The following is a 22,859-nucleotide window of genomic DNA, read 5'->3' on the forward strand; positions in this document are numbered from 1 at the left end:
TCATCGAAGCAGTAAGAAGATTAATTACCAAAAAATATTTTTTGTAAGTATTACTTTGCCTATTCTTAGTGATTCATTATACAATAAGATAGGAACAATAGGGCAAGAATGATAAAACAGCGGTGTTAATGAGCATAGTGCTTTTTTTATTTTTTGTCCCTGTTTTCAATTCTGAATCAGATTAATAAAAGTAGTTTTAATATTATCAATGAAAGTAGCCCACATAATCCCATCCATTGCCCCTGTTAGAGGAGGTCCCAGTAAAGCAATTATTGAAATGGTGGACGCACTGCAAAATAAAGGAGTATGTGTAGAAATTATTACAACTAATGATAATGGAAATAATCTATTAAATGTGCCTTTATATCGACAAACTGTTTATGAAAAAGTACCAGTGACATTTTTTCCCCGTTTATGTCTATCAAGTAAGGCCATTCAGGAATTTAATTTTGCATGGTCATTAACCAAATGGTTATGGGGACATATTTCTGATTATGATTTAATTCATGTACACACTCTATTTAATTATCCTTCAACTATTGCTATGGTTATAGCAAAATGGCGAAAGATTCCCTACATTATTCGACCATGTGGTATGCTATTGAAATGGTCATTGCAACAAAAAGCAACCAAGAAAGAATTATATTTAAAACTAATAGAAGAAGCTAATATCAACTATAGTCAAAGGATACACTACACGGCACTACAAGAAAAAGAAGAAGCACAAGTTCTTAATTTAAAAACAAAGGATTTTATTTTACCTTTAGGTTTAACAATTCCTGAATTAATCCCACGCTCGAAAGAAAAACTAATCAATCTTTACGATATTCCAAAAAATATACCAATAATTTTATTTTTATCTCGTATTCATGAAAAAAAGGGGCTTGATTTTTTAGTTAATGCCTTAGGTAAATTATCCCTTGATTTTCGGTTAATTATTGCGGGAAGTGGTGAACCAGACTATGAAGATAAAATAAAAAATTTAATTACCAGTAACAATTTAAAAAATAAAGTAATTTGGGCCGGTTTTGTAGAGGGAGAATTAAAAAATACTTTATTACAAGGTTCAGATTTATTTGCGTTGACTTCCTACTCAGAAAATTTTGGTATTGCGGTTTTGGAGGCTTTAGCTTCTGGCTTACCTGTGGTGATTACGCCGGGTATTGCTTTATCTTCTATGGTTAAGGACAATGATTTAGGCTACATTTGTGATTTAGATATTGATTCTATTTACTTAGCTATAACAAGGGCTTTAAGTAATCCAGAAAAGCTGGAAGATATGAGTCGGCGTGGTCGTAAATTTATTCAGAAAAACTACAGTTGGGATAAAATTGCGAAGGATTTAGTTGATGTTTATAAAGAAATTATTAAGGATAAATAAAGTATTAGTTTATTTTTGTTTATCCCAGCGCCCTCCCCCCAACCTTAACAACTGATTACCTTGCAACATTTTTAATTTCTCAATCTATATAAAAATGATTAGTATATTGACTCTTATATAACTTATCTAAATATTCGGTAGGGAAAGAAATATTTTGCTTAAAATCTTGATATAAATTACTATAAGAAAACTGTTGTTTTTCAGTAATATTACTAGGAATAATTTGAAAATAAGGTAAATTTAAAAATTCTTTGATCGCTTTTTCTTTTTCGTTATTATTTAACTCTAACTTGAGAATTAATAACTCGATATTATCTTTTTTAATAACAAGAAAACCCTTTTCTTTAGGGAAAGGAAAATCATAAACATCAATGTTAAAATTTTTTTCTATTTCCTCTTGAAACCAATTCAAACATAAAAAATGATCAGGATAATATTGGAAGAAAAGATTTTGCAGTTCAGATAAAGTTAAATTAGGTTTTAATTGTTCAGCTAATTCGTTATAACTTTTTAATAAAGGTGGCATTCTTAATGTTTGAAATTCATCATTTAATTTAATAAGTTGAAAAAAATCAGAAATATTACGTTGAACAGGCTCTCTCACTGAGGTAATAATTTTAACGGGTGTTTTAATTTCTTGAATACGCTGTAAGAGTAGCTTATTTTTTTTTGCTAAATAAGGATAATTATAGTAATCATAATTCTGGGTAAGAGTGTGAAGACGATATACTCCTTTATAACCTACATTTTTTAAAGAGAAAAAAAGAGATTCTGAACCAGTTTTAGCCATTTGTAAAATTAATAATGGTTGAGAATTTTTAATTACTAGGTAATCATAATAAATTTTAAATTTCTCTCTTAAAAATAATTTACTTTTTTTTATAAAAATACTCATTTTGTTTGTCAATAATAATTTATTTATGACGATGATAAATTGAAAAGGATAGAGTTTACAGTGTCAACTCTTTTTTTGTCAATTAGAAATTCCCAATAATTATTTTAATAAAATTCCCCAGTATTCACGAAAGGTCACTTAATAGATAAAATAGTAATTGATTACCCCTACAGTCAAGATATATGGATGAAATTCCCACCGCACTAAGAGAGAAAAATCGATCATCCCTGAAAAACCAGTCACTTTTTATAAGTGGGAAGGGCGCTGGAATTAAAACCGTGATTTGGTTTGTCATCGGTATTATTACCGTAATTATACTGTCATTTTCTTTTGGTAAATTAACCAATCGCAATCCAGCGCCCGTCGCCGTAGAAAACACCAAACCAGCGCCCGTCACCATTGAGCAACCAAACATACCACAAGAAGAAGAACAAGTCGTTAATCAAGAAATCATCCCAGAAAACATTTTAGGGCATTTAGCCTACGAACAAGCGCCCGTTAGCGAATTAAAAGCTATTACGGCTGACGGCAGAATCCGTTTAAGAGTTAAAAGTGCCGAAAAATATATCGAAATGGCTACAGACGCGCGCCGACAAGGGATTAATCTCATACCAATTTCAGGATTTCGTGCCATTGACGAACAAGAATACCTCTTTTTTGAAATCAAACAACAGAGAAATCAAGGGGTATCAGAAAGAGCCGAAGTCAGCGCACCTCCCGGTTATAGTGAACATCATACCGGCTACGCCATCGATATTGGTGACGGTGACAACCCAGATACTAATTTAAGCATTAGCTTTGAAAATACTCCTGCTTTTCAATGGTTACAACAAAATGCCCCTCGTTATAGTTTTGAGTTATCTTTTCCCCGTGATAACCTACAAGGTATCAGTTATGAGCCTTGGCATTGGCGTTTTGTTGGTGATACTCACAGTTTAAAAACTTTTTATCAAGCTCGACAAATTACACAACCACTACAATAAAACAATGGATAATTGATAATGGACAATTGATAATTGAGGATTTACGCACTGATGATTGAGTATTAAAACTTCATAACTCATAATTCATAACTCATAACTCATAATTCATAATTCATTTGCCCTCACAACTCCACTTTTTTGGCAACACCTAAATAGTTTTGTGAACAGAGTGTTGCCTTCTATGAAGCAATAGTTAAGAGAATCTAAACAAATATATCTATAAAAAGCCCCTCTTTTCGTCTATCTACATGGATTCTAGGCAATAAACCCTTGATCCCAGATGATTGATAATGAAAAAGAAGGATTAAATTTAAAAAATTTTTATAGTAAGCAAATGATACCGAATAATTGTACCTCAGCTTGTCGTTATTGTCGCTTTTATCATCCCGAAGGACGACGAGGGGGAATGTGTGATCAACTCAATGTTACAGTACAAAGTAACTGGAAATCGTGTAGTTTATCTGTTCCAGCTTTTGGTCATTCTTGGCAACCAGTGCGAGAATTGGCTTTATTAGAAAAATCGTTTTCGTTGGGGTGCGCTACTCCTAAACTTGAGGAAGTCCCCACCATTTCTCCTCAATTTACTGATCAAATACTGACATCGATTAAAACATCTGAACTATCAAAAACTTCCTCATAAGTGACAAGGAAGCAATTTTTCAGTGGAAAACATTAACATTAACAAATAATTATTAAAAATAAAATCATATATCTTTTCAATTAATAATTATTACTTTTTCCCTCCCCTATGATTTTTTCGGATTAAGTTATAATAATTAGACTGCCAAATTTTGTATCTTGGCGGTTATGGTTCAATTTAGATGTCATCTTTGCAGAATTATCTTAGTAAATCTTTACACACCATTAAAAAAGCTAATTGGTATCGTCACGAAAAAACCATTAGCTTTTTATCCCATAGCCTTGTGGAAATAGAGGGGAAGTGGTTAGTTAACTTTGCTAGTAATGATTATCTTGGTTTAGCTTCAGATAGCCGTGTGATAACAGGTGCATTGGAGGCTATTCAAAAATATGGCACCGGTAGCACGGGTTCAAGATTACTAAGTGGTCATCGCCCGTTACATCGTCAACTGGAAGAAGCCTTGGCACAATGGAAAGGCTCAGAGAATGCCTTGGTGTTTAGTTCAGGCTATCAGGCTAATCTCGGCACGATTAGCGCCCTTGTGGGCAAAAAAGATTTAATTTTAGGTGATGAATACAATCATTCCAGTTTAAAAAATGGTGGAAAATTGAGTCAAGCCCATTGTATTGATTATGGTCATAATAATTGCCAAAACTTGGTAAATTTATTAACTCAACATCGTCATAATTTTCGTCATTGTTTGATTACGACGGATACGGTATTCAGTATGGATGGAGACATAGCGCCCCTCGCCGAATTACTAGATATTGCTAATCATTTTGATTGTTGGTTATTGGTGGATGAAGCCCATGCCACAGGGGTTTTAGGGGTGACGGGCGCTGGATGTGTGGAGCATTTTCAACTCAAAGGGGATAATCTCATTCAAATTGGCACACTCAGTAAAGCCATCGGTAGTCTAGGAGGTTATGTGGCAGGGAGTAACCTCCTGGTCGAATTTCTCCGTAACCGTTGCCCCACTTGGATTTATACCACAGCGCTTTCCCCTGGGGATACGGGCGCCGCCCTCACCGCCGTACAAATTATACCCAGCGCCCTTCACCTTAGACAACAATTATGGGATAATATCAACCACTTTAAAAAGTTAGCTAAAATACACCAGATTGAGTTTATGGACAGTGATTCAGCTATTTTATGTTTAAAAACTCCTAATGCTGAAACTGCTCTAGGATTAGCTCAAAAGCTCAATTTAGAAGGGTTTTTAGTTCCAGCCATTCGTCCCCCTACCGTTCCTAGTAGTCGCTTACGATTTTCCCTGATGGCTACCCATAGTCAAGAAGATTTAACCTCGTTAATGAAAATTATGAGTTATGAATTATGAGTTATGAAGTTTTAATACTTAATCATCGGTGCGTAAATCCTAAATTCTAAATTCTAAATTCTAAATTCTAAATTGTCTCAGCGCCCTTCGCTTTCACCTGAAAAGAATTGCTATAGTGGCATACATCACTGTTGATTGAATTAGTTTGTATGTTAAAAAAGTCTTGGTTAAAAATAATTATTAGTCTGATTCCCTTGTGGGTAGAAGTTGCATTATCAACGCCCCTTGCCGCCGCCAATGACGCTTATTGCCGTTTTGATCAAAATGCGATCAATGAAAAAACAAAATTGCGAGAACAAGCTATCAATGGTAATGCCAATCAAAAACGAGCCTATCAACAAATAATCCAACGCCATAGCCAAATGTTAAAAGATTGTCGTAACCGAAATTGGTTAAAAGAACAAGCTATTTGGTTAAGAATTTATCCCTGTGATGTCATGGATGGCTCCATAGAAAAAGTCTTGGATCGCATTGTAGACTTAGGTTATAACACTGTTTATGTAGAAGTTTTTTTCGATGGTAGAGTATTACTGCCACAAAATGCGAATAATACAGTATGGCAAAGTGTAGTCAATAAACCGGGTTATGAAAATCGAGATTTATTTGCCGAAACCTTACAAAAAGGTAAAGAGAGAGGGTTAAATATGTATGCTTGGCTATTTTCCCTTAATTTTGGTTATTCCTATAGTATTAGACCAGATCGCACCGCAGTTTTAGCTCGTAACGGTAGAGGACAAAATAGCTTGGCGGTAGTAGATGATGGCTCACAAGTCTTTGTTGACCCCTATCACCCCCAAGCCCGACAGGATTACAGTCAATTACTCCAAGCAGTTTTACAAAGAAGACCCGATGGCGTATTATTTGACTATATTCGTTATCCTCGTAGTGCCGGCGCTGAATCCGTAGTAAGTAATGTGAAACAATTATGGATTCATAGCGAAGCATCGAAACAAGCTCTTTTCAGACGGGCGCAAAATCGGCAAGGGCGCTGGTTATTAGAACGTTATGTTAATCAAGGATTTATCAATAACAATGACTTAGAAGAAATGCGCCGACTTTTTCCCGATGAATTAACCCCAGTATGGCAGGGGAGAAGCCCCATTGCCCCCAATGATTTGGCTACTTTACAAGTTGATATATGGTATTTTACCGTTGCCCATGCAGCGCAAGGAGTAGTTGATTTTCTTGATTATGTTAGTAATCAGGTGAAACAAAGAGGAATACCAGCCGGCGCTGTATTTTTCCCCGAAGGTAATCAACCCGTAGGGCAAATTGGTTTTGATTCTAGGGTGCAACCTTGGGATAGTTTTAGTCAGAGTTTAGAATGGCATCCCATGTCCTATGCTTTATGTAGTGGTGCTCAATGTATTACCCAGCAAGTGCAGAGAGTCATTGACAGCGCCCGTAGCCCTAGCCAAGTCAAACCGGTTTTAGCCGGATATTGGGGCAGAAACGATGGCAAGCGCCCTTCCCTTGAAACCCAAATGCAGGGTATTCGTAACAGTAATCGGGGCGTTACTTCCATTTCCCATTTTGCCTATTCTTGGATTGAGGCAGAGCATACCAGAGAGCGCGAACGCTGTCCCATGATGGAATAATGGTAATTTAGAATTTACGCACCAATTGAGTATTAAAACTTTTTACTTTTTATACCAAGTTCATTTGATCAGCCGAAGGCTGCCGCTGCGCGATCACTTATCAATCAGTTAAAAATAATCTTAGTTCAATTTATTGAACGGAATACTATTGGTTCCGTGTAATTCATTACACGGTGGGTAAATTACGAAGATATAATCTTCCAGAACACATTACTTGATATTACACTGGGAGAGTAAAAACCCATCATTGTCCATTCACTCTTATGCCTTTTGCTCAATCGGAACAAATATTATAGTATTGAGTCAAAAAAAGATAAATAATAAAAACAAATCTGAAGAAAGTATTAAATTATACCCTTCACATTTTCATAGATCAGTTTATACTTAGGTATCAATGATTGAAAAATTAACTCTTTCGAGGAAAAAAGCCCATGGGTAATCTTCTTAAAAATAAATCTTCTCTTGATGGGGTGACGGGCGCTGAGTTATTTCCCAGCAGTCAATCTAGCCACATACTTCCCGACTATACCCCTCAAGGGGATAGGGGTTCGGCTTGGCAAATAGCGCCCGACTTACTGAGCAGTTTCGGTTATGCTTGGGCTGGTGTGCGCTATGGATTCAAAACCCAGCGAAATTTCCGTATTCATTGTCTTATGGCAGTGGTGGCAATAGGTTTTGGCTTTTATCTCCACGCCACCGCCGTGGAAATGGCTGTGATTACCCTTACCTGTGCCATGGTTATGGTATTGGAATTACTCAACACTGCTTTGGAATCCGTGGTGGATTTAACAGTAGGGAAAACCTATCATCATCTCGCTAAAATTGCCAAAGATTGTGCGGCGGGCGCTGTTTTAGTCTCAGCTATTTGTGCCTTATTAGTAGCCAGTTTCATTTTGTTACCTCATGGGTTAAACTTAATAGTCTCAATCTAAATCAGACAGAGGAGCAAAAAGTTTGATTCTGGTTATCGATAACTACGACAGTTTTACATATAATTTAGTTCAGTATTTAGGGCAATTAAGTATTGATTTCGCTATTGCCAAAGAAATCAAAGTGTATCGTAATGATGAAATCACCCTAACACAACTAGAACAGTTAAACCCTGATGCCATCGTGATTTCACCCGGTCCGGGTAATCCCCAATCCGCAGGAATTTGTCTGGAATTAGTCCAAAAATTTGCCTCCACATACCCCATCTTAGGAGTATGTTTAGGACATCAAACCATTGGCGAAGCCTACGGCGGTAAAGTTATTTCAGCGCCCTCCCTCATGCACGGTAAAACCTCATCTATCAACCATAATAATCAAGGGGTATTTACCAATTTAAAAGATTCTTTCCAAGCCACTAGGTATCACAGTCTTATCGTAGAAAAATCGACACTTCCCCCCGTTTTAGAGATGACAGCTTGGACGGATGATGATTTAATCATGGGTATTCGTCATCGAGATTTCCCTTGGGTGCAAGGGGTACAATTTCATCCTGAAAGTATCCTCACTGATTCGGGATTACAAATTCTGCGTAATTTTCTGCAATCCATTGTTGAACTTCCCTGACATCCTATGGCAACGAGAATAGTTTTGAAGTAGGTAAATTATCGTGCAAAATTAATTATTTAGCGAAAATACAAGTGGTTTGTTGAACAATGAAGAATTAATTATTGCTACTCAGTCAGAACCCTGTCACCTGTCATCTAACTACTTTGCTAAAGTCTTTGATTTATAAATATCTCGGACTTTTCCCCCCCTCCTCTTCCCTTTTCCCTACCTCAACGAAACCATTTTTTTAGCAACCTCTAACTAATTATTCATTCTCTGATACATTAGTGGCAGTTAAAAAAAAAGACAGACAAACTTTTATATGAGTATCATCACTGTTACTACTAAACCATTTTCCGACCAAAAACCCGGTACTTCGGGCTTAAGAAAAGCTGTTACGGTTTTTCAACAACCTCACTACCTCGAAAATTTCATTCAAGCCATTTTCGATACCCTCGAAATGGAAGGACAAACCCTCGTGTTAGGTGGTGACGGGCGCTATTACAACCGCCAAGCTATCCAAATTATTCTCAAAATGGCTTCTGCTAACGGCGTTGGTCGTGTTTTGGTTGGTTGTGAAGGAATTTTGTCTACTCCTGCCGCCTCTTGCTTAATTCGTGCTAATAACGCCTATGGTGGTATTATTCTTTCTGCTTCTCATAATCCGGGTGGTCCTGATGGTGACTTTGGAATTAAGTACAATGTTACTAATGGTGGTCCAGCGCCCGAAAAAGTCACAGAAGATATTTACCAGCGCACTTCTACCATCGATAAATATTACATTTTAGAATCTGCTGATATTAATTTGAATCAGGTAGGATCATTTAAAATGGGTGCCATGGATGTGGAGGTGTTAGATTCGGTACAGCCTTATAGTGAGTTAATGGAATCTCTATTTGACTTTGATTTAATTCGTCAACTGCTCACCAATGGCAAGTTTACCATGTGCATGGATTCTCTCCACGCCGTTACAGGTCCTTATGCTAAGGCAATTTTTGAGCAAAAATTAGGGGCAAAATCTGGCACTGTCACCAATGGAAAACCGTTGGAAGATTTTGGCGGTGGTCATCCTGATCCTAATTTAGTTTATGCTAAAGACTTGGTAAAGATTCTCTTTGGAGATAATGCGCCAGATTTTGGCGCCGCTTCCGATGGGGATGGCGATCGTAATATGATTTTAGGAAAGCATTTTTTCGTTAATCCTAGTGACAGTTTAGCGGTGATTACAGCTAATGCTCATCTTGTCAAGGGTTACAAAGATGGTTTAAAAGGGGTAGCGCGCTCCATGCCCACCAGCGCCGCAGTGGATAGGGTAGCGGAAAAACTTGGTATTGATTGCTATGAAACCCCGACGGGTTGGAAGTTTTTTGGCAATTTATTGGATGCTGATAAGGCTACTATTTGCGGAGAGGAAAGTTTCGGGACAAGTTCTAACCATATCAGAGAAAAGGATGGTTTGTGGGCGGTGCTTTTTTGGTTAAATATTTTAGCAGTGCGTGGTGAATCAGTGGAAGCTATCCTCAAATCTCATTGGGCAACCTACGGGCGCAATTATTACTCTCGTCACGATTATGAGGAGGTAGCAACGGAGGGCGCTAATCAATTAGTTGATAGTTTACGCTCTCAATTTGATACTCTTGTGGGTCAGCAATACGGCAATTATACCGTAAAATACGCCGATGACTTTAGTTATACTGATCCTGTGGATGGTAGTGTCACCACAAAACAAGGTATCAGAATCGGTTTTACTGATGGTTCAAGAATTGTTTTCCGATTGTCTGGTACTGGAACGAAGGGCGCTACTGTAAGGGTATATCTGGAAAGTTATGAGTCTGACACAGCTAAACAAAATTTGGACACCCAAGAGGCTTTAGGGGATTTAATTAATATTGCGGAAGAAATCGCTCACATTAAAAAATATACTAATCGTGATGTGCCTACCGTAATCACTTAATCGATAATGCCTTCCACTTATCCTTTTGAGAATCCGGTGGAGGGCGCTGGTTGATGAAGTTTTGTTGGGTTACGCCATCGCTAACCCAACCTACAAATTAAATTATCGAATAATAAAGGGTTTAAAATCAAATTTTTTAAGACGTAAGCAAAAAAACAAGGTAGTCTAAGCTATCTTTAAATTTACCTTTGCCCTTTTGACTAATCTTCGGGAAAAGTAGCTTGTAATTCTTCCACTAACTCTTCTAATTCCTCCAGTGCTTGATTTACGTCTAAGCGCAAATTACCTATATCTGGTTTTTCTAATAATTTCGTTAATAATTCACGCCCAGAAGCAATAGTTTTAACTTTTTCTTTGATAAGTGCTTGATCCATAATTATTGCGGTTAATTTTTCCTTCAGTATAGTATAGTGTCGAGTCATATTTACTTATTTGACACTCGAAAAACTAACAATCAAGCTATCGTAACAAGGCAAGGCAATGGGGCAATATCAATATCTTAGTTCAATTTATTGAACGAAAAATTATTAGCCGTGTAATTCATTACACGGTGGGTAAACTGCGAAGAGATAACCTATTTGTAACTAATTATCCTAACTTGATATGACAAGGGGAGCACATCCCCTTGCCTTCTCTTGGTGATATACAATTAATTAATTTTGTACGATAACTTAAATACGAGTACGAGAGGAATCGAACCTCTGACACCCAGAACCGGAATCTGGTGCTCTATCCCCTGAGCTACGCACCCATCACCAACAATCATAACATTTTTTCTTACGGTTATCAATTACCGAATAATAAAGGGTTTAAAACCTTGTCTTTTAAGACGTGAGCAAAGAAACATAGTAATTCAAGCTAATTTGACATTTACTGTTGCTTTTTACCCCTTGCCCTTTTGACCCGAAAATGCCATAGAGAAAACTAAATTTTTAGGTTCGGAAACCCGTACAATTACTACCATTGCTATGGTTGATCAATTTCGGTTAAATTAGCACTCGTAAGGTGAGAGTGCTAAAAAAATACTCCACCGCTAAAGTTAAACAAAGAAAAACAAGGAGTAAACTATCAATGGCAGCAATTACCATTAACGTATCCACCGTAAAACCATTAGGTGATCGTGTATTCGTCAAAGTTAGCGAAGCAGAAGAAAAAACTGCTGGTGGTATCTATTTACCTGATAATGCTAAAGAAAAACCCCAAGTTGGTGAAGTAGTCACCGTAGGCGATGGTAAAGTAAATGATAAAGGAGAGCGCACTCCTGTAGAAGTAAAAGTTGGTGATAAAGTTCTCTACTCTAAATATGCTGGAACTGACATCAAATTAGGTAGCGATGACTATGTTTTACTCTCCGAAAAAGACATTCTCGCTGTAGTTTCCTAGAAAGGGCAAAAGACAAAAGTTAACTTTACGCTCAAAGTGTTGTTTTGTCTAATGCTTGAATAAAATCAATGGGTTAAGGTACGCAACCCAGAAAAACTGAAACAGTACCACAAATTATTACAAATTATAGAGAAAATCAAGAGAATCAATTATGGCAAAATCTATCATTTACAACGAAGAAGCGCGCCGCGCCCTCGAAAAAGGTATCGACTTATTAGCTGAAGCTGTAGCCGTAACCCTTGGTCCTAAAGGACGTAATGTTGTTTTAGAAAAAAAATTCGGCGCCCCTCAAATCGTCAATGACGGTGTAACTATCGCCAAAGAAATCGAATTAGAAGACCACATCGAAAATACTGGAGTTGCTTTGATTCGTCAAGCCGCTTCTAAAACCAACGATGTAGCCGGTGACGGTACAACCACCGCAACGGTTTTAGCCCATGCTATCGTCAAAGAAGGTTTACGCAATGTGGCGGCGGGCGCTAATCCTATCGCTCTTAAACGTGGTATTGATAAGGCTACTGAGTATTTAGTAGTTAAAATTGCCGAACACGCCAAAAAAGTAGAAGATAGCAAATCTATTGCCCAAGTGGGTTCTATTTCTGCGGGTAATGATACCGAAGTGGGTGATATGATTGCCCAAGCGATGGAGAAAGTCGGTCAAGAAGGCGTAATTTCCCTCGAAGAAGGTAAATCTATGGAAACTGAATTGGAAATTACCGAAGGTATGCGTTTTGACAAGGGTTATATTTCCCCTTACTTCGTTACCGATACCGAACGCATGGAAGCGGTTTTAGAAGACCCTTTCATCCTTATTACCGATAAGAAAATCACCTTAGTACAAGACTTAGTACCTGTTTTAGAACAAGTTGCCCGTCAAGGTAAACCGTTATTAATCATCGCTGAAGACATCGAAAAAGAAGCCCTTGCTACTTTAGTTGTTAACCGTCTTCGTGGTGTGTTAAACGTAGCTGCCGTGAAAGCTCCCGGTTTTGGTGATCGCCGTAAGCAAATGTTAGAAGACATTGCCGTGTTAACTGGTGGTCAAATGATTAGCGAAGATGCTGGTTTAAAATTAGATACCACCACCGTTGACCAATTAGGTACTGCTCGTCGTTTAACCATTACCAAAGATAGCACTACTATCGTGGCTGAAGGTAACGAAAAAGACGTTAAAACCCGTTGCGATCAAATTCGCCGTCAAATTGATGAATCCGATTCTTCCTACGACAAGGAAAAACTACAAGAGCGTTTAGCAAAATTAAGCGGTGGTGTAGCTGTGATCAAAGTAGGCGCTGCTACGGAAACTGAAATGAAAGATCGTAAGCTCCGTTTAGAAGACGCTATCAACGCTACTAAAGCGGCCGTAGAAGAAGGTATTGTCCCCGGTGGTGGTACTACCTTAGCGCACCTCGCCCCTGAGTTAGAATCTTGGGCTACCGCTAACCTTGAAGCTGAACAGTTGACGGGCGCTTTGATTGTGGCGCGCGCTTTAACCGCACCTTTAAAACGTATTGCGGAAAATGCTGGTCAAAACGGCGCCGTTGTAGCAGAAAGAGTTAAAGAAAAAAACTTTAACACCGGTTATGATGCAGCTAACAACGAATATGTTGATATGTTAGCGGCTGGTATCGTTGATCCTGCTAAAGTTACTCGCTCTGCCATCCAAAACGCTTCTTCCATCGCTGGAATGGTATTAACTACTGAGTGTATTGTAGTTGATAAACCTGAAAAAGATAAAGGTCAAGCCCCTGCTGGTGGCGGTGACTTTGATTATTAATCCTTGAAATTTTGTTGTGTTGGGTTTCATTCTTTAACCCAACCTACAAGATAAATAAATGGGTGGGCAATGCCCACCCTTTTTTTATGTAAAAATATATTATTGTTTATAATTTCGTTAACTATTGAAAATGTTAGTATTATATTAATTAAGTCAAAGAGGTAGTTGTGGTCAAAATTTTTTCTCCAAAACAGCAAAATCCGAATTTTTTATCAAATAAACTCATTGGTATAGACGAACAAAAAAAAACATTAGAAGCATTTTGTCAATTTGTTTGGTCACAAGATTGGCAAGAACAATCTAAAACACTTCATTTTATGTCAACTATCCTATTATATGGTCCTCCTGGTACTGGAAAAACCTCATTGTTAAAAGAAATTGCCAACAATTTTGAAATAAATGGTATTAAATATTATCGAGAAAGTTTAGACCTTTTAGTTGACAAAGAGTTGGGGGAAACATCAAAAGCAATTAAAGAGTTATTTGACCAAATTATTGAACAGGGAAAATGTGGAAAAAAAGTATTTTTACAGTTAGATGATATAGATTCCGTGTTATCTTCCCGTTTTATGAGTAATGAATCATCAGGAGTGAGACGAGGAGTCAATACATTCTTAATACAACTCGATGAATTATTACAAATAGAATTTGAATATACGCCTATAATTGCGGCTACAACAAATATGTTTTCAAATTTAGATTCAGCTATTAAAAGGAGATTTTCCTTAAAGATTAAAGTTGATCCTATTTTAAATAGAATGCAACTTGAGGATTTGTTAAGTCCTATTGAAAAAATAATTGGTAGTCAATTACAAATTAATTATGATTTAATAGAAAGTATTACTAAAGAAAAAAAACTTACTCCCTATGATATTATATTAGTTATGCAAAAGTTATTTTTAAATAGCTTAATTGGAAATGAAATTAAATTTCAACAGTTTACTGATGAATTAAATAGTTCTGAATCTTCAAAAGTCTCTTTTGAAAAACAAGAACAGGCTTATTCTTTACTTCAATAAAGGAGGATTATGACAGAGACAAGAAGTTCAGGAAGGAAAGCTATTGATTCATACATAAAACATGAGGATATAGTTGATAATGCCGTTAAATTAGGTCAAAAGAATGGCTTAAAAGTAGAGGCGACTCAGGGTAATGACTCAAAAGGGGACATCAAAGTAGCAAAGGAAGATTCAAAAAAATATTTGGATTTACTAGCAGATACTATTGATAAAAATCAAGCAAGGAGAAATAAGTAATGTCTGAAAATTCTGATTATATTGAGGTTAAATCATATTCTTCGGCTATCCCTCCAAGTAAAGCAAAAAAAATAGCTAAACAAGGAGTTTCAGGAGTTATCTCAGGTGGTCGCATATCTGATGAATCAAAAAAGATATTTAATAAGCATGGTATATGGCATAGAGAAAATGTTGAACCTAGTGATTTAGAATCTGAAAGTAGAGAAATTGAAAAGGAGAATTAGTATGGATTTTGACTTTTATGATAAAAAATTAAAACCAGTTGGGACAGTTAGTGTGGGGGCGGAATTAATGAAAAAAATTATGTCAACTACAACTATTCCTAAATTAGAAACTAATGGAGAACTTCCTCTAGATAGTTCTCTTGATAATGACGAAGACGAACTCAGTGATTTGATTACATTGTCAACTATTGAAAAAGATTTTATTGGTAAAGAATTAAGTGAACTTTTATCTGGGGAATTTTATAAGGAAATTGAGGAAAAAAAAGGAAATTCAATATCAGATTATGATGAAACAGTAAAAAAGAAAGTATCCGATGACAATAGAAATACTTACAAAAGCAACCCGCAAGTTGTTGTAGAGTTGCTTTCATATCTTGTAAATGACGATATTACTCATTTTCGTTTAGGTTAATAAGCTAGGCTGCATTTAATTGGCTATTTAAAGGTCAAGCCCTTGCTGGTGGCGGTGACTTCGACTACTAAAATTTAGTTAGTTTAGATAATTGTAGGGTGGGCATTGCCCACCCTTTTTTATGGTTTTAAAAATAAAAAATTAAATTTATGTTTCCCAAAGCTATGAGAACAAGGGGCTTAAGCCCCTTGCCATATGTAAAGAATTATTTTTTCAACCAACTAAACATAGCGCGCAAATCCTTCCCAACTTCTTCGATGGTTTGTTCAGCTTCCTGACGGCGCATGGCAGTAAAACCGGGTTTACCCGCTTGATTTTCTAAGACAAACTCTCTGGCAAATTGTCCAGATTGAATTTCACTGAGAATTTTTTTCATTTCTGCACGGGTTTGATCAGTAATGACTCTAGGTCCTCTGGTATAATCACCATACTCAGCAGTATTAGAAATACTATTGCGCATATTTGCCAAACCGCCTTCCACGATTAAATCAACAATCAATTTAACTTCGTGTAAACACTCAAAATAAGCTAACTCAGGTTGATAACCAGCAGAAACGAGGGTATCAAAACCAGCTTTAATCAACTCAGACAAACCACCACATAATACCGCTTGTTCACCAAATAAATCGGTTTCGGTTTCTTCACGGAAACTGGTTTCTAAAACCCCAGCGCGCGTCCCACCAATGCCTTTGGCATAAGCCATAGCACGATCACGGGCTTCTCCAGAAGCGTTTTGATATACAGCAAATAAACAAGGTACACCTTGACCTTGTTCATAGGTACGTCTGACTAAATGACCTGGTCCTTTGGGCGCTACCATTACCACATCCACATCTTCGGGCGGAACAACTTGCCCAAAATGAATATTAAAACCGTGCGCAAATAATAAGACTTTACCTTTGGTTAAATAAGGGGCGATTTCTGTTTCGTAGATCGTGCGCTGGACTTCATCAGGTAGTAAAATCATAATCCAGTCAGCAAGGGATGATGCTTCGGCAACGGTATGAACTTTCAAACCGGCTGATTCTGCTTTGGGTTTTGATTTACTGCCTTCGTAAAGTCCAACAATAACATTAACACCGCTTTCTTTTAAGTTGAGCGCATGGGCATGACCTTGAGAACCATAACCGATAATTGCCACTGTTTTATTAGCAATTAGGTCTAAACTGGCATCATTATCATAGTACATTTGAGCCATAAAAAATTTACCTCTATAACATTTTATTTTATTCAGCAACCTTCTATGATAACCGAAATGAGTTATGAATTATGGATTATGAATTATGAATTATAATCTCCCCTTCTCCTTGTCTAAAAATTACTCCTCCAGCGCCCCTCGCCGACTAAGGAATTGCCGTTGATTGATTAGATAAATACTAACTAGGGTAAAACTAACCCCTAACCATTGCAATAATGATAATGTTTCCCCCAACCATAAATTACCAAAAGTTAAGGCAAAAACAGGGGTTAAAAAAGTTAAAGCGCTCAAGCTGGTAATATTTCCCTTTGAAGCTAAGTAAAAAAATAAACCATAAGCCACTGCACTACCTAAAATTGTGGCATAACTTAAAGACAACCACCCTGACACATCAAGGTTAAGCCATTGTGAACTCTCGTGGAGGGCGCTGAGAGCCAACAAAACCAATCCCCCCAAAATCATGTGCCATCCTGTGGCTACAACTGCATCAACATGACGAGATACAAAAGGAATCATTACTGTGCCAATAGCCATAGAAACAGAAGCCAGTAACATCCACCACTCGCCATTATTGAGTAAATCTTGAGCATCAAAAGCTAAATGGCTCCAATTACCATGTAACAAATCACTAATCCACACATCAGGTAAACCAATTAAACTGATGCCCAAAATACCCATCGATAAACCTAACCATCCCCACAAACCGATCATATCCTTAAATAACCAACGACACAAAACCGCTACTATTAGAGGTTGAGAATCAATCATTACTGATCCTAAACCGGCGCCCGTGCGCTGTAAACCCCAAGTTAAAAATCCTTGAAACATGGCGCCGTCAACTAGACCAAAAATAAAAATCCACCCCCAAGCCTTCCATGATTGAGGCTGTGATTTGCCTTTCAAAACAGCAAATAATAACACCAATATTCCCGCTGGAAGAATACGAAAACCTCCTAAAAAAAATGGTGTTGTCTGGGGAATAATATCCTTCATGGCTACCATAGCCGTACCCCAAAGAAAAAAGGGTAAAATTAAAACTATGGGGTTAAAAGATATGGGTAATGAATTTTGATTAGATTCCATTAATTTCACGGTTGTTACATTTCTTAATATTATCAAAAAATTAACGGGTAATTCATTACCAATGTAGAAACTTTCCATACAACGCCTCGATTGAAATGTTAATTATCTATTTTTTAGGAAGACTTAGTTAGAGCAAAGCAGGAAATGCCCCAAGATTTGCTAAGTTAGAGAAAAAGAATATCGGGAGTAAAGATCAGATGACAAAAGCCAAAGATGTACAAATAGCGCCCGTCGCCCTTGATACGAGAGTGTTTCGTAGTCGTACATGGGATCGGTTAAAATTCGAGGTAGAATATAGCTTGAGTCGAGGTACAACCGCTAATTCTTTTGTTATCAACGGGGATAAAATCGCCCTTTTTGATCCGCCGGGGGAATCTTTTACTGATATTTTCTTGGATGCTTTGGCACAAAGAATCGAATTAAGTACCGTTGATTACGTCATTTTAGGACATATTAACCCCAATCGAGCCGTTACCATTAACGCTCTTTTACAAAAAGCACCCTCCATCACTTTTATCACATCCAATACGGGGGCAAAATCTTTACAAACGATATTTGATAATAATTTCGCTGAAACCAGCGCCCGTCACCCCCTCAAAATCCAAGCCGTCAAAACCGAATCATCCCTTGATTTAGGTAAAGGGCATATCTTAGAATTTTTGACCACTCCTAACCCCCGTTATCCTGATCAACTGCTCACTTTTGACACTAAAACAAATGTATTATTTAGTGATAAATTATTCGGCGCCCATGTGTGTGGCGATCAAGTTTTTGATGAGGGTTGGAGTATTTATCAAGAAGACAGAAGGCATTATTTTGATTGTGTTATTGCCCCTTATACCACTCAAATAGGCAAGGCTTTAGAGAAAATTAAAGAAAAACCCTCCCACATTTACGCCCCTAATCATGGTCCTCTGGTACGTTACGGATTAACAGAATTGACGGGGTTATATCAACAGTGGTTAGCAAGTCAGCAAAACCAAACCCTCAATGTAGCCTTAATTTATGCTTCCGCTTATGGTAATACTGCCACGTTGTCGGGTGCTATTGCTAGAGGTATCACCAAAGCAGGGGTAAGGGTGGAATCCATTAACGCTGAATTTGCCTCCAGTGAGGAGATTAAAACCGCTATTCAAGAGTGTGACGGCTTCATTTTTGGTTCGCCTACTCTCGGAGGTCACGCGCCGACACAGATTCAAAGCGCCCTCGGCATTGCTTTAGCTAATGGGGATAGTAATAAGTTGGTGGGCGCTTTTGGTTCGTTTGGTTGGAGTGGGGAAGCCATCGATTTATTAGAAAATAAGTTTCGAGATGGTGGTTATCGTTTCGGTTTTGATACTATTCGAGTTAAATTTAAGCCCACTGAGGCGGTATTAAAAACCTGTGAGGAAGCCGGTACAGATTTTGCCCAAGCCTTGAAAAAACGCAAAAAAGCCCTCAAACCGAAAGAGTCTGCCGTAAATACCCTCGCCGCGCGTACGGAACAAGCCATCGGGCGCTTGGTTGGTTCGTTATGTGTTGTCACCACTACTCGGCAAGAGGTGAAGGGCGCTATGGTGGCTTCTTGGGTATCTCAAGCGACTTTTAACCCTCCCGGTTTAACGGTGGCGGTGGCAAAGGAAAGGGCTATCGAATCGTTATTGCCCATCGGTAGTTATTTTGCCCTCAATATTTTGGAGGAAGGGAAGCATATTGAGTTAATGAAGCATTTTCTTAAACCTTTTGCACCGGGGGAAGATCGTTTTGTTAATGTAGAACATGATATTGCCGATAATGGTAGTCCCATTTTAAATCAGGCTCTGGCTTATGTGGAATGTGAAGTGAAAAACCGTTTAGAATGTGGCGATCATTGGGTTTTGTATGGGGTGGCGCGCGCTGGTAAACTATTAAAAGATGATGGTATTACCGCGGTGCATTACCGTAAATCTGGTACACACTATTAATAACAATTGATAATAGACAATTTAGAATTTACGCACTGATTATTAAATAAACATCTATAACAATAAGAATTTTTGCACCGTGAAACAGGCATCTTACTTCTATTTCTGGAGAAGTCTAATATCAAGTTCGCTTAAATAGTTACAATTAAATTCTTGCACAACGCTAAGAAAATCAACATTTCTATTTATAAGTGATCATCCGAACTTGATATAATATGCTTTTCTTTTATGCAATTAAAACATAAGATTACAGGTACTACACGAGGATAGTAAAACTTCAAAATTGTCAATTTTAGCAATTTTTATCCTTATGAAGTACAATCAGTTTAGATTTTAATTGAAACTAATGTAAACAAAGATGAAATCATACTCTGTTGAGCTTAGACAAAAAATAATTGATGTTTATTTACAAAATAAAGTCTCCATCAGAACATTAGCACAAAGATTCTCCGTGGCAAAAAGTTTTGTTCAAAAGATTATTAAACAATATAAAAATACTGGTGATATTTCCCCTCTGAAGAGAGGAGGGGCAAGTCAATGTAAAATTAAAGATAACAACTTATTAGTTTTAGAAAATATCATCAAGAATCATAATGATTATACATTAATAGAACTTTGTGAATTATTTACTTTAGAAAATAGAATTAAGCAATATTTATGGAGCGGTAAATGGATTAACTTTTGAGGCTTTTATAGTGAGAAAATTAGTACCAAAATTATGGAAAGGAGCTTGTGTAGTAATGGATAACGCCAAAATTAATTTAGGGAAAAGTATTAGAGAAGAAATAGAAAAAGTCGGAGCAAAATTAATATATTTATCACCCTATTCACCAGATTTTTTACCCATAGAGAATTTTTGGTCAAAGAAAAAGTAAGTAAAAACGATATTCATGGTTGGTTTACTCATTGCTGTTGCTATACCTCATAACGATAAAAAAACGCTATATATAAATAACTACAGAATCATTATAATTATGTCCTTAATAGCAGTGATTAACCGCTCTAATTTTCTAATTAGGGGTTGCTGAAAAGATGGGAAGTGAGAAGTGGGTAGTAAAAAAGTTTATAAATTCTGTCAAATTTTACGACAAGGGGCTTAAGCCCCTTATTAGAACACAAATACTAAGGATCAACCCAGCGCCCGTCATCCTTGATTAAATTGATCAATTCTGCCACGCCATCAGCTTCGGGAACTTTTTTGATTTCATCGCGCCCACGATACAAAGAAATAAAACCGGGTTGTCTGCCCACATAACCATAATCAGCATCAGCCATTTCTCCCGGTCCATTGACGATACAACCCATCACGGCAATATCTAAACCCGTTAAATGCTTAGTAGCTTCGCGCACCTTGTGCAAAACTTCCTCTAAATTAAACAAAGTACGACCACAGGAAGGACAAGCCACATATTCCACCATGGTTTTACGCAACCCTAAAGCCTGTAAAATACTATAACAAACAGGGATTTCTTTTTCGGGCGCTTCTGTGAGCGAAACTCTAATGGTGTCGCCGATGCCTTCCGCTAAAAGGGTGGCAATACCAGCAGTAGATTTAATACGCCCGTATTCCCCGTCTCCTGCTTCCGTTACTCCTAAATGTAAAGGGTAATCCATGCCGAAATCATCCATTCTTTTCGCCATCAAACGATAAGCAGCCAACATGACAGGCACTCTTGAGGCTTTCATGGAAATGACTAGATTACGAAAATCGAGGGATTCACAAATGCGGATAAATTCCAAAGCAGATTCCACCATCCCTTCAGGGGTATCACCATAGGTAAAGAGCATTCTTTCCGCCAAAGAACCATGGTTAACGCCGATACGCATGGCTTTTCCTTGATCCCTTAAGGAAATCACCAAGGGTTCGAGAGTTTCCCTAATTTTGTCGCCAATTTGCTCAAATTCGCTGTCACTGTATTCCGTGCGATCATTTTTCGGTTTTTCAAAAACGTATAAGCCCGGATTGATGCGCACTTTATCAACGTGTTTGGCAACCTCAAGGGCAATTTTCATGCCGTTATGGTGAACATCTGCCACAATGGGAACAGGTTGATAGGTAGAGGCTAATTTTTCTTTAATTTCTGCTAAGGCTTTGGCGTGTGCCATACTAGGCACAGTAACGCGCACAATTTCGCAACCGATTTCATGGAGACGGCGAATCCCTGCCACAGAACCATCTATATCGAGGGTGTCTTCATTAATCATCGATTGTACTACCACGGGGTTATTACCTCCCACCATGACGTTACCAACTCTCACAGGGCGTGTTTGACGGCGGTGAATAGTGGTGTCAAAGAGGTGGAGGGCGCTGGGTTTTTCGATAGTTTGCATAGATTTACAGGGATAACTGCTATATTTCCTTTTTGTTAATTATTTTACCTTTAAAGGGGTAAGCTCAAAAGGTTAAAAATTAATGTTATTGCTTTTAAGAGATTATCCCACTATAGTTTTGTCAGAATAAGAGTATGATTTCCAAGTCTTAAATTAAGAGAAAATAGTTGTAAACAGAAGTAGATAAAATCAAGAGGCAATCTTAGTTTCTTTTTTAGTTAAACTTTCTTCTAATAGCGAATTAATTAAACTATTTATAGTCATCTTCTCTTTTTTTGCTAATGTTTCTAAACGTTGGTATAAATTTTCAGGTATTTGCTGAATAAAATTATCCTTGTTTTTCTTGCTACTCAACGGTTTAGGAATCGGAAAACCCATACTTTCTAAAGCATTAATAGTTTCTTGTAAAGCGTCAAAACCGTTTTTCATTGCTTCTTCTGGAGTTTCACCGTCAGAAATACATTCATTAAAATCAGGAAAAGAAATTAAATAACCACCGCCTTCTTCTTCCCTTAATGGTCTTATTTCAAAAGAATATAAAAATAAATTATTCATAACTTTAATTCTCCACAAAATCGATAAACTTTTTAATATAAATTGGTTTAATTGGACCATGTGCAGGTATTGGTAATGTTTTCCCATCACTTCTAACAAAAACCACATGAGAAGTACCTTTTTGTCTCCATTCTATACCAATATTTTGTGCAACAGTTTTCACGTTTTCAATCCGCCAATCATGGAGATTGAGTTTCATTTTTGCTAAAATTCTATCAGCTTTGCTCATTATCAGTATTTTTGAGAATATGGGGTAATGCTTGATTTTAGAAATAATTTCGGATAATTTAAAATATCCATAACTTTTCCGCTAATTTTTTTCCCATAACTCATTATCCTAGTAAAGTTAAGTTTTTGACAAAGTTAAGTTA

Annotated in this window: 21 protein-coding genes, 1 tRNA gene and 2 pseudogenes; 16 read left to right on the plus strand and 8 right to left on the minus strand. The window is 37.2% G+C overall.

The genetic code is table 11. The annotated features are described in order from the left end of the window. Positions 1-208: 208 nt before the first annotated feature. Complete coding sequence (locus IGQ45_08950) at positions 209-1,381, plus strand: glycosyltransferase (protein ID MBF2057337.1); 1,173 nt, start codon at positions 209-211, stop codon at positions 1,379-1,381. A gap of 79 nt (positions 1,382-1,460) precedes the next feature. Here the strand turns inward: IGQ45_08950 and IGQ45_08955 are convergent, their stop codons facing one another. Further along, positions 1,461-2,276 (minus strand): hypothetical protein, encoded by an 816-nt coding sequence (locus tag IGQ45_08955; protein ID MBF2057338.1) that lies wholly within the window; start codon positions 2,274-2,276, stop codon positions 1,461-1,463. A gap of 182 nt (positions 2,277-2,458) precedes the next feature. On the opposite strand from IGQ45_08955, the gene IGQ45_08960 reads away from it, so the two are divergent. From IGQ45_08960 to IGQ45_08990, 7 genes and pseudogenes are all read left to right on the plus strand, one after another. Then, positions 2,459-3,259: a D-alanyl-D-alanine carboxypeptidase family protein gene (locus IGQ45_08960; GenBank protein ID MBF2057339.1), complete on the plus strand. Its 801-nt coding sequence runs from the start codon at positions 2,459-2,461 to the stop codon at positions 3,257-3,259. 334 nt (positions 3,260-3,593) lie between these two features. Then, positions 3,594-3,809, plus strand: a pseudogene (locus IGQ45_08965) (hypothetical protein). A 271-nt stretch (positions 3,810-4,080) separates the two neighbouring features. After that, positions 4,081-5,238 (plus strand): 8-amino-7-oxononanoate synthase, encoded by a 1,158-nt coding sequence (gene bioF / locus IGQ45_08970; protein MBF2057340.1) that lies wholly within the window; start codon positions 4,081-4,083, stop codon positions 5,236-5,238. Positions 5,239-5,387: 149 nt separating this feature from the next. After that, complete coding sequence (locus tag IGQ45_08975; protein ID MBF2057341.1) at positions 5,388-6,836, plus strand: family 10 glycosylhydrolase; 1,449 nt, start codon at positions 5,388-5,390, stop codon at positions 6,834-6,836. A 431-nt stretch (positions 6,837-7,267) separates the two neighbouring features. After that, positions 7,268-7,768 carry a diacylglycerol kinase family protein gene (locus IGQ45_08980; GenBank protein MBF2057342.1) on the plus strand — a complete coding sequence of 167 codons (501 nt, stop codon included), beginning with the start codon at positions 7,268-7,270 and terminating at the stop codon, positions 7,766-7,768. A 22-nt stretch (positions 7,769-7,790) separates the two neighbouring features. After that, positions 7,791-8,390 (plus strand): aminodeoxychorismate/anthranilate synthase component II, encoded by a 600-nt coding sequence (locus tag IGQ45_08985; GenBank protein MBF2057343.1) that lies wholly within the window; start codon positions 7,791-7,793, stop codon positions 8,388-8,390. Between the two features lie 304 nt (positions 8,391-8,694). Continuing rightward, a complete protein-coding gene (locus IGQ45_08990; GenBank protein MBF2057344.1) occupies positions 8,695-10,326 on the plus strand; it encodes an alpha-D-glucose phosphate-specific phosphoglucomutase in 1,632 nt (543 codons plus the stop codon). A 200-nt stretch (positions 10,327-10,526) separates the two neighbouring features. Here the strand turns inward: IGQ45_08990 and IGQ45_08995 are convergent, their stop codons facing one another. Both IGQ45_08995 and IGQ45_09000 read right to left on the minus strand, forming a co-directional pair. Further along, positions 10,527-10,700 carry a hypothetical protein gene (locus IGQ45_08995; GenBank protein MBF2057345.1) on the minus strand — a complete coding sequence of 58 codons (174 nt, stop codon included), beginning with the start codon at positions 10,698-10,700 and terminating at the stop codon, positions 10,527-10,529. Positions 10,701-11,004: 304 nt separating this feature from the next. Next, positions 11,005-11,077: transfer RNA gene (locus IGQ45_09000), tRNA-Arg, on the minus strand. A 320-nt stretch (positions 11,078-11,397) separates the two neighbouring features. Here IGQ45_09000 and groES point away from each other — a divergent pair. The 6 genes from groES (at position 11,398) to IGQ45_09030 (ending at position 15,378) form a co-directional block, all read left to right on the plus strand. Next, on the plus strand, positions 11,398-11,709 hold the full coding sequence (gene groES / locus IGQ45_09005) for a co-chaperone GroES (protein MBF2057346.1): 312 nt from the start codon (positions 11,398-11,400) through the stop codon (positions 11,707-11,709). 151 nt (positions 11,710-11,860) lie between these two features. Next, complete coding sequence (groL, locus tag IGQ45_09010) at positions 11,861-13,486, plus strand: chaperonin GroEL (GenBank protein MBF2057347.1); 1,626 nt, start codon at positions 11,861-11,863, stop codon at positions 13,484-13,486. Positions 13,487-13,653: 167 nt separating this feature from the next. Next, positions 13,654-14,505, plus strand: coding sequence for an AAA family ATPase (locus IGQ45_09015; GenBank protein MBF2057348.1), 852 nt, complete (start codon positions 13,654-13,656; stop codon positions 14,503-14,505). A 9-nt stretch (positions 14,506-14,514) separates the two neighbouring features. Continuing rightward, positions 14,515-14,742 (plus strand): hypothetical protein, encoded by a 228-nt coding sequence (locus IGQ45_09020; protein ID MBF2057349.1) that lies wholly within the window; start codon positions 14,515-14,517, stop codon positions 14,740-14,742. Then, complete coding sequence (locus IGQ45_09025; protein ID MBF2057350.1) at positions 14,742-14,966, plus strand: hypothetical protein; 225 nt, start codon at positions 14,742-14,744, stop codon at positions 14,964-14,966. Before IGQ45_09020 ends, IGQ45_09025 begins: the two co-directional genes overlap by 1 nt. A 1-nt stretch (position 14,967) precedes the next feature. Next, the gene (locus tag IGQ45_09030) at positions 14,968-15,378 is read left to right on the plus strand and encodes a hypothetical protein (protein ID MBF2057351.1); all 411 of its coding nucleotides are present in this window, start codon (positions 14,968-14,970) and stop codon (positions 15,376-15,378) included. 205 nt (positions 15,379-15,583) lie between these two features. Here IGQ45_09030 and ilvC read toward each other — a convergent pair whose 3' ends face one another. Next, complete coding sequence (gene ilvC / locus IGQ45_09035; GenBank protein ID MBF2057352.1) at positions 15,584-16,576, minus strand: ketol-acid reductoisomerase; 993 nt, start codon at positions 16,574-16,576, stop codon at positions 15,584-15,586. Positions 16,577-16,696: 120 nt separating this feature from the next. Then, positions 16,697-17,659 (minus strand): EamA family transporter, encoded by a 963-nt coding sequence (locus IGQ45_09040; GenBank protein ID MBF2057353.1) that lies wholly within the window; start codon positions 17,657-17,659, stop codon positions 16,697-16,699. 197 nt (positions 17,660-17,856) lie between these two features. Here IGQ45_09040 and IGQ45_09045 point away from each other — a divergent pair, with 197 nt between their 5' ends. Together IGQ45_09045 and IGQ45_09050 are read left to right on the plus strand one after the other, a co-directional pair. After that, a complete protein-coding gene (locus IGQ45_09045; protein MBF2057354.1) occupies positions 17,857-19,602 on the plus strand; it encodes a diflavin flavoprotein in 1,746 nt (581 codons plus the stop codon). A 358-nt stretch (positions 19,603-19,960) separates the two neighbouring features. Beyond that, positions 19,961-20,530 (plus strand): annotated as a pseudogene (locus tag IGQ45_09050) (transposase). Between the two features lie 194 nt (positions 20,531-20,724). On the opposite strand, the gene ispG reads toward IGQ45_09050, so the two are convergent. From ispG to IGQ45_09065, 3 genes are all read right to left on the minus strand, one after another. Beyond that, positions 20,725-21,933 carry a (E)-4-hydroxy-3-methylbut-2-enyl-diphosphate synthase gene (gene ispG, locus IGQ45_09055; GenBank protein ID MBF2057355.1) on the minus strand — a complete coding sequence of 403 codons (1,209 nt, stop codon included), beginning with the start codon at positions 21,931-21,933 and terminating at the stop codon, positions 20,725-20,727. A 189-nt stretch (positions 21,934-22,122) separates the two neighbouring features. Then, positions 22,123-22,488, minus strand: a complete 366-nt coding sequence (locus IGQ45_09060; GenBank protein MBF2057356.1) for a type II toxin-antitoxin system HicB family antitoxin — start codon at positions 22,486-22,488, stop codon at positions 22,123-22,125. Between the two features lie 4 nt (positions 22,489-22,492). Continuing rightward, the gene (locus IGQ45_09065; GenBank protein MBF2057357.1) at positions 22,493-22,717 is read right to left on the minus strand and encodes a hypothetical protein; all 225 of its coding nucleotides are present in this window, start codon (positions 22,715-22,717) and stop codon (positions 22,493-22,495) included. Positions 22,718-22,859 lie beyond the last annotated feature (142 nt).

It is taken from the genome of Cyanobacterium sp. T60_A2020_053 (assembly GCA_015272165.1).
Classification (GTDB): Bacteria; Cyanobacteriota; Cyanobacteriia; order Cyanobacteriales; family Cyanobacteriaceae; genus Cyanobacterium.